Source organism: Rhodovulum sp. PH10, assembly GCF_000293785.1.
Lineage (GTDB): Bacteria > Pseudomonadota > Alphaproteobacteria > Rhizobiales > Xanthobacteraceae > Rhodoplanes.
The window spans coordinates 1-17,439 of the sequence record NZ_AKZI01000152.1 but is presented as its reverse complement, the minus strand read 5'-3'; the positions used below and the strand labels follow the sequence as shown (position 1 = coordinate 17,439).

13 protein-coding genes and 1 other RNA gene are annotated in these 17,439 nt (G+C 72.2%); 8 read left to right on the top strand and 6 right to left on the bottom strand.

The annotated features are described in order from the left end of the window. Positions 1-210: 210 nt before the first annotated feature. The 3 genes from A33M_RS19920 to A33M_RS19910 form a co-directional block, all read right to left on the bottom strand. Entirely contained in the window at positions 211-1,074 is an 864-nt protein-coding gene (locus A33M_RS19920) for an MlaD family protein (RefSeq protein WP_008391120.1), read from the bottom strand. 171 nt (positions 1,075-1,245) lie between these two features. Beyond that, entirely contained in the window at positions 1,246-2,052 is an 807-nt protein-coding gene (locus A33M_RS19915) for an ABC transporter ATP-binding protein (RefSeq protein ID WP_008391117.1), read from the bottom strand. 2 nt (positions 2,053-2,054) lie between these two features. Beyond that, positions 2,055-3,182 carry an ABC transporter permease gene (locus tag A33M_RS19910; protein WP_008391115.1) on the bottom strand — a complete coding sequence of 376 codons (1,128 nt, stop codon included), beginning with the start codon at positions 3,180-3,182 and terminating at the stop codon, positions 2,055-2,057. A gap of 118 nt (positions 3,183-3,300) precedes the next feature. Between A33M_RS19910 and dgcA the strand changes: the two genes are divergently transcribed. Further along, positions 3,301-4,284, top strand: a complete 984-nt coding sequence (dgcA, locus tag A33M_RS19905; protein WP_008391113.1) for an N-acetyl-D-Glu racemase DgcA — start codon at positions 3,301-3,303, stop codon at positions 4,282-4,284. A gap of 70 nt (positions 4,285-4,354) precedes the next feature. Then, entirely contained in the window at positions 4,355-4,906 is a 552-nt protein-coding gene (locus A33M_RS19900) for a hypothetical protein (RefSeq protein WP_202801971.1), read from the top strand. On the opposite strand, the gene A33M_RS24250 is transcribed toward A33M_RS19900, so the two are convergent. Then, on the bottom strand, positions 4,822-5,985 hold the full coding sequence (locus tag A33M_RS24250) for an MFS transporter (protein WP_040622060.1): 1,164 nt from the start codon (positions 5,983-5,985) through the stop codon (positions 4,822-4,824). The genes A33M_RS19900 and A33M_RS24250 overlap by 85 nt on opposite strands. Positions 5,986-6,147: 162 nt before the next feature. On the opposite strand from A33M_RS24250, the gene A33M_RS24245 reads away from it, so the two are divergent. Next, entirely contained in the window at positions 6,148-9,450 is a 3,303-nt protein-coding gene (locus A33M_RS24245; protein WP_008391106.1) for a hypothetical protein, read from the top strand. Positions 9,451-9,510: 60 nt separating this feature from the next. On the opposite strand, the gene A33M_RS19885 is transcribed toward A33M_RS24245, so the two are convergent. Then, positions 9,511-10,494 carry a threonine ammonia-lyase gene (locus tag A33M_RS19885; protein ID WP_040622064.1) on the bottom strand — a complete coding sequence of 328 codons (984 nt, stop codon included), beginning with the start codon at positions 10,492-10,494 and terminating at the stop codon, positions 9,511-9,513. Positions 10,495-10,620: 126 nt separating this feature from the next. Here A33M_RS19885 and ssrA point away from each other — a divergent pair. From ssrA to A33M_RS19870, 5 genes are all read left to right on the top strand, one after another. Beyond that, positions 10,621-10,991: a transfer-messenger RNA gene (gene ssrA / locus A33M_RS23245) on the top strand. A 204-nt stretch (positions 10,992-11,195) separates the two neighbouring features. Next, the gene (locus tag A33M_RS19880) at positions 11,196-11,762 is read left to right on the top strand and encodes an SspB family protein (protein ID WP_040622062.1); all 567 of its coding nucleotides are present in this window, start codon (positions 11,196-11,198) and stop codon (positions 11,760-11,762) included. A 138-nt stretch (positions 11,763-11,900) separates the two neighbouring features. Then, positions 11,901-13,331, top strand: coding sequence for a class II fumarate hydratase (gene fumC / locus A33M_RS19875; protein WP_008391100.1), 1,431 nt, complete (start codon positions 11,901-11,903; stop codon positions 13,329-13,331). A gap of 97 nt (positions 13,332-13,428) precedes the next feature. Continuing rightward, positions 13,429-13,704 (top strand): DUF4169 family protein, encoded by a 276-nt coding sequence (locus tag A33M_RS23240; protein WP_237718429.1) that lies wholly within the window; start codon positions 13,429-13,431, stop codon positions 13,702-13,704. Between the two features lie 11 nt (positions 13,705-13,715). After that, a complete protein-coding gene (locus tag A33M_RS19870; RefSeq protein ID WP_237718428.1) occupies positions 13,716-13,994 on the top strand; it encodes a ribbon-helix-helix domain-containing protein in 279 nt (92 codons plus the stop codon). Between the two features lie 250 nt (positions 13,995-14,244). On the opposite strand, the gene A33M_RS19865 is transcribed toward A33M_RS19870, so the two are convergent. Then, on the bottom strand, positions 14,245-17,439 hold a 3,195-nt coding region (locus tag A33M_RS19865), incomplete at its 5' end, for an AsmA-like C-terminal region-containing protein (protein WP_040622057.1).

Below are 17,439 nucleotides of genomic sequence, written 5' to 3'. Positions count from 1 at the left end.
AGGCCACGGTGCGGGCCTCATCCTTCGAGACGGCCGCTTCGCGGCCCCCGGGATGAGGTCATAGTCTTCCGCCGGCGCCTGAGTTCTTTCCTTTTCGGGAGTCCCGCTTCCGCGACTCTCTTCTTCCGCGCGAAGCGTGCCCGCGGCTCGCCGGCACCGCTGATGGTCGGCGCTGCTAACGGTCGGCGCCCCTCGGTCGCCGCCGCTCGGTCAGCGCCGCACGGTGCCGGTGGCGCCGGGATGGCCGGCCGGCTGCTCGGGCGCGCCGCCGAACAGCAGGCGGCTCGGGTTCTGGTCGATGTTCTTCACCGCCTGCTCGAGCGTCGAGATGGCGCGGCGGCCTTCGACCGCCAGCCGCTCCCACTGCCGCAGGCCCGTCTTGCTGAAGCGGGTGAGGCCCGACGACACCTCGGTGACGTTCTTGTCGAGATTGTCGGCGACCTTGCGCACCGAGCGCATCGCGTCGGCGATCTCCTCGAGCTTGGCGTCGGCGCCGTTCATCACGGTCTCGGCCGAGCCGAGAATGCGGTCGATCCGCTCGGAATTGTCGGCCAGCGTTTGCGAGAACGTCTCGAGGTTCTTCAAGGTGGCGCCGAACGCCCGCTCGTTGTTCGAGACGAGCGAGTCGAGCCGGTGCAGCACGCTGCGGGCGGCCGACGAGACGTCCTGGGTACCGGTGACGTCGGCGCGCAGAATCGGCGGATCGAGCACCGGCGCATCGGCCGAGCCGCCGCGCAGCGCGACCGAGGCAAAACCGGTGAGGCCCAAGAACTCCAGGCCGACCCAGGTGTCGGTGCGCAGCACCACGTTGCCGTCGACCGAGATGCCGACCACCACCTGACGCGGCGCGTCGGGGTCGATCCGCACGGTGTTCACCTCGCCGACCCGGATGCCGTTGAAGCTCACCCACGAGCCCGGCCGCAGGCCGGAGACCGGGGTCTCGAACACCACGTCGTAGTGGCGGCGCTCGGGGCCGCCGGGCTGGGCGCGGAACCAGTAGACGAAGGCGAACGCCCCGACCATCACGGACAGGGTGAACAGGCCCACCAGGATGTAGTTCGCTCGCGTTTCCATCGCCGGCCGGTGATCCTCACAAAAAGCGTGCCGGACCGCACCCGCGGCCGGCTCTTCGACTCGTACGCCGTCTCGTCCGTCGCCGTCTCGTAAGTCGTCTCGTAAGCCGTCTCGTTCTCGGCGGCGCCTCGGGTGCCGCCTCGTCCCGTCCCTCGGATGTCTCGGCCGGTGTCATGCCACGCGGCGCGCCCGGGAGCGGGTTCCCCGAAAGTACGCGCGCACCCACGGATGCTCGGATGCCAGCATGGTGGCCATCGTGCCGACCGTGATCACCTGGCGGTCGGCCAGCACGGCGATTCGGTCGCAGACCGCGTGGAGGCTGTCGAGATCGTGGGTTACCATGAAAACGGTCAGCCCTAAAGTCCGTTGTAAGGTCTTGATCAGGCTGTCGAATTCTGCGGCCCCGATGGGGTCGAGGCCGGACGTCGGCTCGTCCAGGAAGACGATCTCGGGGTCGAGCGCGAGCGCGCGGGCGAGTGCCACCCGCTTGATCATGCCGCCGGACAGCTCCGAGGGGGTCTTCTCGCACACGTCGGCGGAGAGCCCGACCATCTCCAGCTTGGCGACCGCCACCTCGTCCATCAGCCGGCGCGACAACCGCAGATGCTCGCGCATCGGGAACTGCACGTTCTGCCGGACGGTGAGCGAGGAAAACAGCGCGCCGTGCTGAAAGAGGACGCCCCAGCGGCGCTCCAGCGCGCGTCTCGCGCGGGCGCCGAGTCTTGCCGGATCGGCGCCGAACACCGTGATGGTGCCGGCGCGCCGCGGCAACAGGCCGACGATGGTGCGCAGCATCACCGACTTGCCGATGCCGGACGCCCCGACGCAGCCCAGAATCTCGCCGCGGGCGACGTCGAGCGACACGCCGTCGAGCACCGTGGTGGTGCCGAAGCCGGACACCAGGTCGCGCACCCGGATGATCGGATCCTCGACCTCGAAGGCCGCGGCGCGGGGCGTGACGGTACGGATCGCGTCCATCGTCACATCCCGATCGAGGCGAAGAAGATCGCGAAGGCGCCGTCGAGGCCGATCATCAGAAAGATCGCCTTCACCACCGAGGCGGTGGTGTTGAGCCCGAGCGATTCCGCACTCCCCTTCACCTGCAGCCCCTCGACGCTCGCCACCACGCCGATCACCAGCGCCATGAACGGCGCCTTGATCATGCCGACCAGAAAATCGTCGAGCGAGATGGCGTCCTTGAGGCGGGCGAGAAAGACCTCGGGGCTCATGCCGTAGAGCTGGCAGACCAGGCCCGCCCCGTAGAGCGCCGCCATCGAGCCGACGAAGGCGAGCGCCGGCAGCGCGATCACCAGCGCGACGAGGCGCGGCAGCACCAACACCTCGAGCGGGTCGAAGCCCATGGTGCGCAGCGCGTCGATCTCCTCGCGCATCTTCATCGAGCCGAGCTCGGCGGTATAGGCGCTGCCGGAGCGGCCGGCGATCATGATGGCGGTCATCAGGACGCCGATCTCGCGCAGCACCAGGATGCCGACCATGTCGACGACATAGACCTCGACGCCGAAGCGGCGGAAATGAAAGATGCCCTGCTGGGCGATGATGCAGCCGAGCAGGAAGGTCATCAGAAGGATCACCGGCACCGCGCGCCAGCCGACCCGATCGAGATGATGCACGGTGGAGGTGAAGCGGAAGGTCCAGGGCCGCACCAGCACGCGCAGCAGCGCGACCGCCACCTCGCCGAACATTTGCACGATCAGCACGAGATCGCGAAGGATGCCGACCGTGCCGCGGCCGAGCGTCTCCAGCGCGTCGCCGAGCGGATTCGTGCGCGGCGCCGACACCGCGGTGCGGTTGGCGCGGTGGGCCTCCTCGAGAAGATCGCGGTAGCGCTCCGGCAGGTCGACCACCTGCGCCTCGCGGCCGGCGGACGCGACCGCGCGCACCAGGCGCTCGAGCAGCCAGGCGCCGAAGGTGTCGAGCCGCTCGACCCCGCCCATGCGGATCTCGACCGTGGTGGCCGACCGGGCGCGCTTCGCGGCGCTGTCGATCCGCCGCTCGAGGTCGCCCGCGCGCTCGGCCGTCCAGGCGCCGGAGGCGGCGAGCGCCAGCCGCCCGTCCTTCAGGCTGATGTCGAGCAGCGCGTCGCTCATTCGCACGAGGCTCCGAGGGTCGCGAGCGCCCGGTGGCCGCAGGGCGAATCTCGCAGGCGATACTTGACACCGCGGCGGCGGACTGTCGAGGTCCGGCCTGTCTCCGAAAGGCCGCACCATGCCGAGAAAGCTCACCGTCACGCCGGAATCATGGCCGATCGCCGGCACCTTCACGATCAGCCGCGGCGCCAAGACCGAGGCGCACGTGGTGGTGGCGAGCGTGACCGACGGCGACTTCTGCGGACGCGGCGAGTGCGTGCCCTATGCCCGCTACGGCGAGAGCGTGGAGAGCGTGACGGCGGCGATCGCGAGCACCGCCGGCGACGTCGCCGACGGGCTCGACCGAAAGACGCTGCAAAACTTGCTGCCGGCGGGTGCCGCGCGAAACGCGCTCGACTGCGCGCTGATCGACCTCGAGGCGCAGCGGGCGGGCGTCTCCGCCGGTGCCCTGCTCGGCCTGCCGCCGCCGAAGCCGTGCGTCACCGCCTACACGATCTCGCTCGGCTCGCCGGAGACGATGGCGAAAGCCGCCGAGGCCGCCGCCGACCGCCCGCTCCTCAAGGTGAAGCTCGGCGGTGCCGGCGATCCGGCCCGCATTCGCGCGGTGCGCGAGGCGGCGCCGCTGGCGACGCTGATCGTCGACGCCAACGAGGCGTGGCGGCCCGACACGATCGAGGAAAACCTCGAGGCCTGCGCCGCCGCCCGCGTCGCGCTGGTCGAGCAGCCGCTGCCGGCCGACGACGACGCCCTGCTCGCCACGCTGCCGCACACCGTGCCGATCTGCGCCGACGAGAGCGTGCACGGCGTCGCGACGCTCGCCCCGCTGGTCGGCCGCTACGACGCCGTCAATCTCAAGCTCGACAAGACCGGCGGGCTGACCGCCGCGCTCGCGGTCGCCGAGGAGGCGACCCGGCTCGGCTTCGCGCTGATGGTCGGCTGCATGGTCTCGACCTCGCTGTCGATCGCCCCGGCGCTGCTGTTGGCGCAGCAGGCGCGCTTCGTCGATCTCGACGGGGCGTTGCTGCTGGCGCGCGATCGCCCGGATGGCTTGCGGTACGACCGAAGCCTGCTGCACCCTGCTACCTTTGGTGCGTGGAAATGAGGGTTTCTCCCCGGTTGAGCGAAAGTGAAAGCCGTTGTTCACTGAGCGCGGGATCACGGGGAGAATGGGAATGCGGCCTTTCGCACTGCTTCTCGGCGCGACCCTCGCGCTGACCGCGACCGCTCCGGCTCTGTCGGACGTGCTGATCGCCTCGGACACCGGCGGCATGATCGGCGACTACGTCGCCCGCTACGAGCGGGTGCGGGCGAGCGGCGACCGGGTGGTGATCGACGGCACCTGCCTGTCGGCCTGCACGCTGGTGGTCGGCCTGATCCCGCGCGGCCGGCTGTGCGCGACCCGCAACGCGGTGCTCGGCTTCCACGCCGCCTGGGTGCCGGGCCCGTACGGCGACCGGGTGACCAGCCCGGTGGCGACCCGCACGCTGTGGGGCTTTTATCCGGCCGGCGTGCGCCGCTGGATCACCCGGCACGGCGGCCTCACCCCGGACATGCTGATGCTGCGCGGCCGCGAGCTGTCGGCGATCGTGCCGCCGTGCGACGGGCCGGCGGTGCGCGCCGCCGCGGTCGGCGGCCGGGCTTATGCCGGCCGGGGCCGCGCCGCCCGCCGCGCCGCGAGGGCGATCCCGACGCCGGCCGCGGCCGGCGTCGCCATGGCGAGATAAGCGAGGCTGCCGCCGGCCTCGACCAGCAGGCCGGACATGCCCATGCCGGCGGCCGACACCACCGCGACCATGCTGGAATAATCGCCCTGGGCGGTGGCGCCGCGCTGCTCGCGTTGCAGAAAGAGCATCGCCGCGAGATGGGTGGCGCCGAACGACAGGCCGTGCAGGCATTGCAACGCCGGTAAAGCGATCGCCGGCGGATCGAACGCCATCACCCCCCAGCGCACCGCCGCCCCCATCGCCCCGACCACCAAGAGGTCGAGCGGCCCGAGCTTTTGCGCGATCCGCCCGGACATCGCGAACAAAAGCACCTCGGCCACCACGCCGATCGCCCACAGCCCCCCGATCTGAAAGCCGTCGAGGCCTTTTGCGGCCCATTGCAGGCTGGCGAAGCCGTACAGCACCGCATGGCTCGCCTGCACCAGGCTGCCGGCCACCACCACCGCGACGAAAACCTTCGAGCGCCACAGGCCGGGGCGCGACGCCTTCTTCTCGGCGGCTTCGGGCGGCGCGCCGGCCGGCACCAGAAAGACCGTCACCAGCGCCGACGCCGAGAGCGTCGCGAACAGCGCCCAGACCAGGTTCGGCGCGCCGAGCCGCTCGAGCAGCACGCCGCCGCCGAGATTGGCGACGATGAAGGTGACCGAGCCCCACAGCCGCACCGGCCCATAGGCTTTCTGCCGCACCGCCAGCCCGCGCAGCGCGAACGCGTCGCCGAACGGCAGGATCACCGCCCAAAACACCGAGGCGAGGCCGTACACCGCGAGAATCGCCGGAAAGCCGGAGACCGTGCCGAGCAGCAGAAAGCCCGCGGCGGTGCAGAAGCTCGCGGCGACCAGCGGCCCCTTCAGCCAGCCGAGGCGGTCGGCGATTCGCGTGGCGAGCGGCACCACCAGCGGCCGGGCGGCCATCGCCAGCGCCAGCACGACGCCGATCTCGCCCGAATCGAGGCCGCGCGCCTCGAGCCACACCGGCATGAACGGTAGCTGGATCCCCATGAAGGCGAAATAGGCGGCGTAGAACATCGCCATGCGTCGGGCGAACGGGTCGCCCGGAGAAGTCGTGGGGGTTAATCGCATGGCCTGGATTGCACTCCGCGAACGATCGTGTTGTTCCTTTATTGCGGGGTCGCCGAAAGTGAAAACCGCTTTCCGTGTCGGGCCTCGCTCCTCCGTCCGCCGGGGATGCGCCGTCGTGCGGGCATCGCCTCGGGCGAACCGGGTCCGGCTCGAAAGGTGACCATGGCCGACGCTCCTTCCTTCGCCGCACCCGGCCGCACCGATCCGCATCGCGCCGATCCGGCGAGCGACGCCGCCTACGAGGCCATCCGCACCGCCCTGAGCGAGAGCGGCCGCGGCCGCTGGTTCCTCGACGAGCACGCCCGCCGCGCGCGGACCCCCGAGATCGACGCGATGGTCGCGGTGGTCGGGCGCATCGAGGCGCTGCTGGTGCAGGCCGGCGAGACGCCGGCGACCGCGCCGCTGCCCGAGCCGGTGACCGAGGCGCTGGAGCGGCTCGCCGCGCTCGCCGATCAGCCCGAAGCGCTCGACCGCACCGACGAGGTGCTGGACGCCCTCGCCCGCATCGAGGCGCTGACGAGCGCCGAACCGCCGGTGCCGGTCTCGCTTGCGGACGCGGTGGCGCGGATCGAGCTGGGGCTGGGCGAGCTGGCGCAAAAGAAGCCCGAGCCGGCGGTGCCGGACGCGGTGACCGACGCGCTCGCCCGCATCGAGCTGGGGGTCGGGAGCCTCACCGAGGCGCCGCCTCCCGCCCCGGCGGTGCCCGAGGCGGTGACGGATGCGCTCGCCCGCCTCGAGCTGGCGCTGAACGAGCTGGTGCACAAGCCCGAGCCGGGGGTGCCCGGTGTGGTGACCAGCGCGCTGTCGCGGATCGAGCGGACCGTCGGGCGCCTCGCCGACGCCCCGCCGCCCGCCCCGGCGGTGCCGGCCGCGGTCACCGATGCGCTCGCCCGCCTCGAGCTGGCGCTCGGCGATCTGGCGCAAAGGCCCGAGCCGGGGGTGCCGGACGCGGTGTCGAGCGCCTTTGCGCGCATCGAGCTGACGCTGGCGAATCTCGGCGAGCGGCGCGAGGCGCCGCCGCCCGAATGGTCCGACGAGATCGCCGGGGCGCTCGTGCGGGTGGAGGCCGCGCTCGCCGAGGAGCGGGCGTCCCCGACCCTCATCGGCATCCTGGCGGATCTGTCCGCCGCCCTCGCCCGCATCGAGGGCCTGCTGGTGCGCCACCGCGAGCCCGAGGTCGTGCTGGCGGTTCCGCCGGAGATTTCGGCCGCCGTCGGCCGGATCGAAACGGCGCTCGCCGCCTTGCGCGCGCCCGCCGGCATCGCCGCGCTCGAAGACCATTTGCGCGGCGACCTCGCAAAGCTCGGCCGGACGATGGAACGGCTCGGCGGCGAGGTCGCGGCGCTGGCCGCCAGCTCGCTGGCCGCCGGCTCGCGCGACCGCCGGGACGGCCGGGACGACACCCTCGCCGCGCTTTTGCGGGCGCAGAACGGCCGGCTGGAGGAGCTGATCGACGTGTGGGGGCGGGTGTCGGCCGCGCCCGTCGCCGGCGCCGCCGCGGGTGTCGCCGCCGCGGCTGCGATGCCGGCCACGATGCCCGCCGCGATGCCCCCACAGGCAGTCGATTCGCAGGTCGCGGCGCCGGACGCCGCCGCGCTCGCGGACGCGCCGTGCGCGCGATCGATCGACCTCGCGGAGGTCGCGCCGGAGGAGCCGGTTTTCGGCGAGGCGCTCGCCGGTGAGCCGCTTGCCGGTGAGCCGGTACCCGGCATGCCGCTCGCCGGCGAGCCGGTACCCGGCGAGCCGGTGCCGGACGGCGCCGAGGCCGCATTTGCGGCGATCGCCGCCAGCGCCGCGGCGGAGCTGGCCGACGAGCCCGTCGTCAACTCGGTCGTCACCGAAGACATCGTCACCGAAGACATCGTCGTCGAAGACATCGCCGTCGAGGACATGGCCGTCGAAGACATGGCCGTCGAAGACATGGCCGTCGCATCCGACACGCCGCCGGCCCCGGCGGACGCCGAGGACGGCGCGCTGCGGGCGGTCGCCGCCGCGCTGTTCGGCGCGCCGGCGGAGGACGCTTCGACGGCCGCTGCGCTCGAGAGTTCGCTCGGTACGCCGGCGGCGGAGGCCGACACGATCGTGGCGACCGAAGTCGGGGCGACCGAAGTCGGGGAGACCGGGACCGGAGAAACCCGGCTCGGGGAGACCGGGCTCGGGAAGACCGAGACCCCGGTGGCGGCGTCCGAGCCCGGTGAAGAGGCGACGCCGGCGGACCGGGACGACGCATTCGAAGCCGCCGCGGCCGAGCCGGCCGCGAAGACCACCGTTTCCGCCGGCTCGCCGGCGGGCGCGCCGGACGAGACGCCAGAGGCATTTGCCGGACAGGCCGAGGACGAAGAAAAAGCGGACGCGGACATCCTTTCCGCAGCTCGGGACGAGACGGAAGAAGACGACGGAGAGGTCGCCGATCCTTCCCTGTCCCTGCCGGACCTCCCCGAAGCCTCCGAGGCGATCGAAGCGAGCGAGCAACGAGAGCCTTCGGCCGCGTCCTATGCCATCGCCACGCCGATGCTGCCGGCGGTCGATTTCGATTTTGCCGTCCCCCCCTCGCCGGCCGAGGATGCGCCCGAGCGGGCCGCGTCCCCCGAGGAGCCGGCCCATATGGACGTGGCCGAGATCGACGCGGCGGCGGACGAATCGAAGGACGGGCAGCCACGCGACGAGTCACCGCGCGACGAGTCGCAGGGCGACGAGTCACCGGGTGACGAGTCACCCGGCGAGCACACGATTCTCGACGACATCGCCGACGCGCTTCGGGCGGTCGCCGAGCGGATCGACCATCCGGAGCCGGAGCCGCCGGCGGCGGACGACGTGTCGGAGCCGGTCGACGAGCCGCCGTCCGACTTGACCGAGGCGCTCGCCGCCATCCGCAAGATCATGTCGGAGGCGCCGCCCGCCGGCCTCTACCGGGAAACCTCCGACGACGCGGCGGCCGATCCGGCGTACGACGCCGCATCGCTCGACGAGGAGCTGTTCGCCGAGGAGCCGTCCGACGATTCCGACCGCGGCCTTTCCGAGCAGCCGGCCACGGTCGCCGCCGAAGCGGCCGAGCGGCAGCCCGAGACGGAGCCGGCGTCTGCCGACGCGCCGCCAATCTCCGCCGCAACCAATGGCGACGCGACGAACGCCGCCGAAACGAACGAGCGCGAGCCGGACGAACGCGAGTCGGACGCCGGCTCACCGGACGACGCCGCGCCGGACGGCTCGCTGCCCAGCTGGCTGGTCGGCCGGGCGGCGGAGCCGGTCGAGATCGCCGCGCCCGACTTCTTCCCCGCCCCGCGTCCGGCCGAGCCGCTAGCGGCCGAGCCGGCGTCCGGCAGGCCGGCGGGGCTCGGGCCGGACTGGACCCCGCCGGAGGGCGACGGGGCCGACGAGGCGACGCACGAGCCGCCGCCCCCGGCCGATCCGCTGGCCGCGCTCGACAGCTTGACCGAGGACGAGCGGATCGCCCTGTTCAGCTGAAAGCAGCACCGCAACAACGGCGGCCAACACCGCGCGACAACAGGGTACAGCAGCGAGCCGTCAGCCGATCAGCTTTGCGAACAGCTCGGCGTCGACATTGCCGCCCGACAGCACGATCACCGCCACGCGGCCACGCACGTCGAGCGTTCCGGCGAGCAGCGCGGCGAGCGCCACCGCCCCGCCGGGCTCCACCACCAGCTTCAGCTCGTGGAAGGCGAAGGCGACCGCCGCCGCCACCTCGGCGTCGCTCGCGGCGACCCCGCCGGCCACCAGCATCTTGTTGATCGCGAAGGTGATTTCTCCCGGCGACGGGGCCAGCAGCGCGTCGCAGATCGAGCCGCTCGCCGCCGAGTTCCGCTCCCGCACGCCGCTCGCGAAGGAGCGGGCATGGTCGTCGAAGTTTTCCGGCTCGGCGGTGAAGATGTTCGCTGCCGCCGCCTTCGCCTTCACCGCGAGCGCCACGCCGGCGGTGAGCCCGCCGCCCGAGGCATTCACCGCCACGAGGTCCGGCGACGCACCGAGCGCAACGAGATCCTCGATGATCTCGCGGCCGACAGTCCCTTGTCCGGCAACGATTTTCGGGTGATCGAACGGCGGCACCAGGGTCGCGCCGCGCGCCGTCGCGATCCGTTCGGCGATCGCCTCCCGGCTTTCGTGAACGCGGTCGTAGAGCACCACCTCGGCGCCGAGCGCCGCGGTGCGGGCGCGCTTGGAAGCCGGCGCATCGGCCGGCATCACGATCACCGCCGGCATGCCGAGCAGCTTCGCCGCCGCCGCCACGCCCTGCGCGTGATTGCCGGAGGAGTAGGCGACCACGCCGTTTTCCCGTTGGTGCTCCGGGATTTGCGCGAGCATGTTGAAGGCGCCACGGAACTTGAACGAGCCGGTGCGCTGCAAGGTCTCGGCCTTGAGGAAGACGCGGCCGCCGGTGCGCGCGTCGAGCACGGGCGAGTGCACGAGCGGCGTGCGCACCGCGACGCCGGCGATCCGGCCAGCGGCCGCATCGATGTCGGCGGCGGTGGGGAGAGTTTGGGGGTTCGACATTTTTCTCGCATAGCGCCCGACGGTCTCGCTCGGCAAGGCCGTCGCGCCGGGACGCGACACCACGATGACAGTCGGGGCGCCGCCGTCACACCGGTCCGGCACGGGTCCACAGAGACCGTCGTTCTCGCCCTTCCCTCCGGGCGAGAACGCCTTATATTGAGCGGGCCGGTTCGCCGGCTATGGCAATAAACGGTCGTCGTAATAAACCATTCGGACCCGGGGGCGGTACCCGGCGCCTCCACCCGAGCCCAGCACCGGCCGTGCATCACGGTCGGGCGGCTGGGCTCCGGCGGGGGCGAAACAGGATCGACGAGGGCGTAAAGGACGTGCTTTTGCCCGGCATGGTTCCGCCGTTATCGGGCCACTGCAATAGTTGCCAACGACAACTATGCTCCGGTTGCTCAGGCCGCGTGAGCGGTTTGAAAGACCGATCTAAGCCCTGACGGGTAGCACCGGCAGGCGGGGTTCGGAGGCACCTGGCAACAGAAGCCTCCACTGATTTTCGCCACCTCGCGAGCCCCGTCTGCCGACGCACGATGGCCCGCTCACCCGGTGAAGCGGGCCGGCAGGAACGGTTCGGCGGTTCCGGCCACCGCAGGTTACCGTCCGCAGGGTGGTGTTCGCTTCCGCTCGGGCCTACCATGGCCGGACATCCTGCGCGGCAAACCATGCGCCGGGCCGAGATCCGAACCGAGATCGCCATGCCGACCGACTTCATCCGCTACGACATTCTCACCCAGGACGCCCTGCGCGGGGTGGTCCGCACCGTGCTGACCGACGCCGCGGCGAAAGGTCTGCCGGGCGAGCACCACTTCTACATCTCCTTCGACACACGGGCGCCGGGGGTGAAGCTGTCGCCGCGGCTGCTCGGCCAGTATCCCGAGGAGATGACCATCGTCCTTCAGCACCAGTTCTGGGATCTGACGGTGAAGGAGGACGTGTTCGAGGTCGGCCTGTCCTTCAACGGGATCCCGGAACGGCTGGTGGTGCCGCTCGCGGCGATCAAGGGCTTCTTCGACCCCTCGGTCCAGTTCGGGCTCGAGTTCGCGGTGCAGGCGGACCTCGAGGCCAAGGAGCCGGACGAGACGCCCGCCCTCGGCGGCGGCAAGACGACGCCCGAGCGGCCGCCGGCGACCCATCTGCGCCCGGCCGAGACCGAGATCGTGCCGGCGCCCGCCAATCCGTCGGCCTCCTCCGGCGAGCCGCCCCCCGACAAGCCCGCCGGCGGCGGCGAGGTGGTCCGGCTCGACCGCTTCCGCAAGAAGTAACCCTTTGCGCCTGCCGGCATTGCGGCCCCCCGCCGCCTCCCCCCGATTGCCGCGCACCGCTACGAAGACGCCCGCCGAGATCCCGGCCGGGCGCCATGTCGTGTGCCCATTCGTCGCATGCCCACGCCAGGAGGTATCATGACGTCCGCGACCCCCGCGGCGAACGCCGCCGATTCTCGCGCCGCCACCCGCACCGAATCCGACACCTTCGGCCCGATCGAGGTGCCCGCCGACCGCTACTGGGGGGCCCAGACCGAGCGGTCGCGGCGCAATTTCGCGATCGGCGGCGAGCGGATGCCGCTGCCGCTGATCCGGGCGCTGGCGCGGGTGAAGCGGGTCGCGGCGGAGGTGAACGGCGAGCTCGGCCTCCTGTCGGACGACCGCCGCGAGGCGATCGTCACCGCGGCCGACGAGATCCTGGCCGGCAAGTTCGACGACCATTTCCCGCTGGTGGTGTGGCAGACCGGCTCCGGCACCCAGTCGAACATGAACGTCAACGAGGTGATCGCCAACCGGGCGAACGAGCTGCTCGGTGCCGGGCTCGGCGCCAAGGCGCCGGTGCACCCGAACGACCACGTCAATATGAGCCAGTCGTCGAACGACTCGATGCCGACCGCGATTCACGTCGCCGCCGTCGAGGAGATCTGCGAGCGCCTGCTGCCGGCCCTGAAGCATCTGCAGCAAGCCCTTGCCGAGAAAGCAGAAACGTTCGACGGCATCGTCAAGATCGGCCGCACCCATCTGCAGGACGCGGTGCCGATGACGCTCGGTCAGGAGTTTTCCGGATACGCCGCGCAGGTTGCCGCCGCGATCGCGCGGATCGAGCGCGCCTTGCCGGACCTCTATCCGCTCGCCCAGGGCGGCACCGCGGTCGGCACCGGGCTCAACGCCCCGAAAGGCTTCGCCGAGCGGTTCGCCGCCGGCATGGCCGCGCTCACCGGCCGGCCGTTCGTCTCGGCCGCCAACAAGTTCGAGGCGTTGGCCGGGCACGACGCGGTGGTGTTCGTGCACGGTGCGCTCGCCGCCACCGCGACCGCCCTGTTCAAGATCGCCAACGACGTCCGCCTGCTCGGCAGCGGCCCGCGTTCCGGCCTCGGAGAATTGGTGCTGCCGGCCAACGAGCCCGGCTCCTCGATCATGCCCGGCAAGGTCAACCCGACCCAGAGCGAGGCGATGACCATGGTGTGCTGCCAGGTGATCGGCAACGAGACCACCATCGCCATGGCCGGCAGCCAGGGGCAGTTCGAGCTCAACGTGTTCAAGCCGGTGGTGGCGCTGGCGATCCTGCAGTCGACCCGGCTGCTGGCCGACGCCTCGCGCTCCTTCGCCGACCACTGCGTCGCCGGCATCACCGCCGACGAGGAGCGAATCGCCGACCTGATGCGGCGGTCTCTCATGCTTGTGACCGCACTCGCGCCCAAGATCGGGTACGAGAATGCCGCCAAGATCGCCAAGACGGCCCACGGCAACGGAACCACGCTACGCGAAGAGGCGGTGCGGCTCGGCTTCGTGTCCGCCGAGGACTTCGACGCGATCGTCGATCCCCACGCTATGGCGAAACCAACCTGACGACGACCCGGCAGCGATCCCACTACCGTCAGCTGACGGTCAGACGCATTTTCGGTAGAGCGGTACACCCTATATTCCGTCTGCAAGTCGAGATCAGGTGATTCTCTCGCCGTCTACGTGTAAATACGATGAGGATCTTCTCGCGTTGCGGGATTTGCTCGTCGACCCCAAGAAGAAGGCGTTCATGGCCGAGATCGTCAACCTGAGAAAAGTGAGAAAACGAACCCAACGCACGAAAGCTGCGGAACGAGCGGCGGAGAACCGAGTTCTGTATGGGACGCCGAAGGCGCAACGAGCCTTGGTCGAGGCCCAGAAGAACAAGGCCGACAAAGCACTCGACCAGCATCGGCTCGATACGGGAGATGGTGAATGAAATCGCCAGTCGTGAAGCGCTCGATCGTCATCGCCGGTCACAAGACCAGCGTGAGCCTCGAAGACGCTTTCTGGAAGGCCCTGAAGGAAATTGCGGCCGCACGCCACGTCACCTTGTCGGACTTGGTCTCGACGATCGATTCCGAGCGCCGGCACGGTAACCTGTCGTCGGCCATCCGGCTGTTCGTGCTGGATCACTTCCGCTCCGGCGGAGCCCGTCCGGGTGCCACGGCGCACGAGGGCACGATGGAGCGGCAGCAGACCCAGCCGGCGGTCATCCGGCCGAGCTGACCCCCGGCGACGTCGCCTCGCGGCCCCTCCTCGAGGTGCGTCGGCCGACGTCCGCCGCCCGGGTTTCGGCCCCGGCCCCGATCTCGCCCCCCGCGGGATCCGATATCTCGACCGCGTGCAGGACCCCCGCTCCGCTCCGCGTTCGAAACGATGCGTGCACGCCGCGACCCCCGTCGAGGCCGCCCTTCCCGGCCCATGTCCCGGATGCAGGGCGGCCCGCCGCATCGCTGCAGGTACACCCTGCAGGCCCTCACCGCAGGTTGAACAGGTTCCAGATCGATTTCGCCGGCGGGTCCGGCGAGCGACCTGCGGCCGCCCCGCGTTCGGGTGGCTCGGCCATCGCCGACGGCCTGTCTCCGGGCGGAGGTGGCGCGCCGTGCGAACGCGCCCCGGCTCCACCGGACATCGCCCCATCGGGAACCGGCCGCACGGTCTGCGGCCGGATTTCTATAGGCGGCGGCAGCGTGGGCGCCCGCGGCGCGGCGGTGGTCCCGGTGCGGTCGGATGCCCGGTCGGCCCGGTTGCTGTCGACGCGAGCGGACGGTGACGACCCGCCCGCCGGTCCATCCGCCGGTCCATCTGTTGTTGCCCCGCCGGCCGCCTTGGCCGCGGCCGCGGCCCGAGCGCGCTCGGCGGCCTCCGAACGCTCGGCGGCCAGCCGCTCGGCGGCGAGCCGCTCCCGCGCCAATTTCTCCTTCAGCCGCTCGCGCTCGCGGGCGATCCGCGCCGCCTCGGCGGCGTCGCGGCGTTTCGCCTCGCGCTCGGCGGCCTCCAAGCGCTCCGCCTCGCGTTCGACGCTGCGCAGGGTGACGAAGCTCACCAGGGCCGCGGTGTCGACCTCGCGGGTGGGCGCGGCGAGCGGCCCGTGCAGCGCGACGGCCGCCTCCGGCCGCTTGCCGTCGGCCGCATCGCCCGGCGCCGGCCCGGTGAGGGCGAAGCGGGCGTCGAGCCGGTCGGCGGCGAGATCGTAGGCCGCGGTCAGCGTCACGTCGGTGCCGTCGGTGGTCGCCGCCATCGGGCCGAGCCGCACCCGCCCGTCGCCGATCGCGATCGGCCCGGCCGCCTTGGCGACGTCGAGGCTGCCGGCGGCGAACGCCGGATCGAGCCAGCCCGCCAAGCGCTCGAGCGGAAGCCCCTGGTCGACCGCCCGGATGCCGCCGGCGATCGCACCCGGCGCGAGCCCGGCGATGCGGGCGTTCTCCACCGTCAGCGAGCCGCGGCCGCGCAGCGAGCCGACCAGCGCCGCCGGGCTGAGGCCGCTGCCCTCCGCCTCGACCGACAGCGTGGTTTTTCCACGCGCCAGCGGGGCGTCCGCGGAACCCCGAACCTGCTCCGGCAACAGGGAGAAAAGGTCGGCCGAGGCGAGCGACAGCCGGCCGCCTACCGAAAGCCCGACATCGGCCCGGCGCATCGCCAGCCGGCCGGCGAAACGACCACCGGCGAGCCGGCCGCCGAGCCCGTCGAGCACCAGGCTGGTGCCGTCGAAGACGGCCTTGCCGGACATTTGCTGCGCCTCGAGGCCCGGCAGCAGCAGCGCCCGGTCGGCCGAGACGGCGAGCTCGCCGACGAGATCGGGAAACAGCGGCCGGACGAACGGCTCCGCCGACCACGGGCTCGGCGTGGCGTCGCGACCGTAACGGCCGCCCACCCCGAGCAGCGCGGCGAGCACCGGCGCGGCATCGATCGTCCCGGCCGACACCCGGCCGGAGATCGCGTGCGGTGTCGACAACCCGTATGCCAGCGTGCCGCTGACGCCGGCGCCGCCGATCTTTCCCGCAAACTCCTCGATTTTCAGGGTGTCTTCGGCGAGCGCCATCCGGCTTTTCACGGCGAGCGGCAGCGGCCCGGCACCGGGCGCGAGGCCGCCGGCGTCGCTCGCGGTGACCGACAGGTCGGCCTTGCCGGTCCACTCGCCTTTTGCGCGCTGGGCGGTGGCCGCGGCCGAGGCCCACAGGCCCCCCGAGGCGATCCTGACGTCGCCCGACAGCTCGCGGTCGAGCCGGCCCTTGCCGGTGAGGCCGATCGAGGCCGGCCGGGCATCGAGCGTGAAGACGCGATCGAGCCCGGTCAGCGCCGCGAGCGCGGTGCCGTCGCTCGCCTCGACGGTGCCCTCGAGCGACACACGCGCCGCGGCGGGGGCCGCGGGATCGCCGGTGCCGCTCGCCGATAGCGCGACCTTGACGACGCCCACCTTGCCGTCGACCGCGAGCGTCGCCCGGGCCGGGCCGCCGGCGCCCTTCTCGGCCGGGCCGACAGCGAGCGTGGCGGAGAGGTCGGCGTCGCCGAGCGGGCCGGCATAGCGGCGGATCGCCCCGGCCGGACCGGGCAAGAGGTCGGCGGCGAGCGCCATCAGCCCGTCCGAGCGCGGCGCCTTCAGCGCCAGCGTGAGCTGGCCGTCCGGCGGGTCGGCGGAGAGGTCGATTCGTCCGTGCGCGGACACCGTGGCGCCGCGCAAATCGCCGATCGAGAGCCGCTCGACCGTGAGCCCGCGGCCGTCGACGGTCAGCTCGGTGTCGACCTTGCCGGCGGTGACCGGCCCGAGCACCGCCCTGTCGGCGGTGAAGGCGAGCGCGACGTGGCGCGGCCAGCCGAGATCGGCCAGCGAGCCGCCGGCGAGCGACAGGAGGTCGGCGAGGTCGATCTCGCCCGCGGTGAGCGCGGCATCGAGCCGGGCCGGGCCATCGGACCCGGCGAACATGTACGCAAAACGGCCGGTCACCGTCCTGCGATCGATCGCGGCGGAGAGCCCGACCACCGCCACCCGGCTGCGGTCGATGGTGACGTCGCCCTTGGCCTCGAGCGCGCCCATCGCGGCGGGCGCGGCGTCCGGCCGGCCCTCCACCCAGGCGAGGAAGGTTTTGGGGTCGGCCGCCTCGACCGACACCGGCCCGGTGAAGCCGAGCGTGCCGGCGACCTGCGACAGCCGGCCGTCGACCCGGATATGGGCGAGGCCGGGCGCGCGCATCTCGACGCCGTCGAGCCGCCAGTCGTCGCCGGCCTGCACCAGCCCCGCGCGAAAATCCTGGATAGTGCCGCCGCCGACGGTGAGCGTGTCGATCGCCACCGAGGCCCGGGTCGGCACCGGCGGGACGAGCGGGCCGAACAGCGCCGACAGCGCCGCCGGCAGCGCGACGGCCGGCGAGCGCGGAGCCGGCGAGCCCGGGGCGGCCGAGTGGTGGGCGGGCGCGCGCTTGGCTTCGGGGCCGGCGGCGGCGAGCAAACGGTCGAGATCGAGCTGGCGGCCGAGTACGGTGAGGTCGAGCCGCGGCACGGCGCCGAGCCGCAGGTCGGCGGAGCCGGACAGCCGCACCGCCCGCTCCTCCGGCCCGTACTGGAATTCTGCGCGGGAGAGCTGTGCCCGCAAGGGGTCGGCGGCAATGCGGCCGGCGAGCCGCCACGGCTCGCGGGCCGCCTGCGGCTCCCCGCGCGCCGCGCCCGGCGCGCG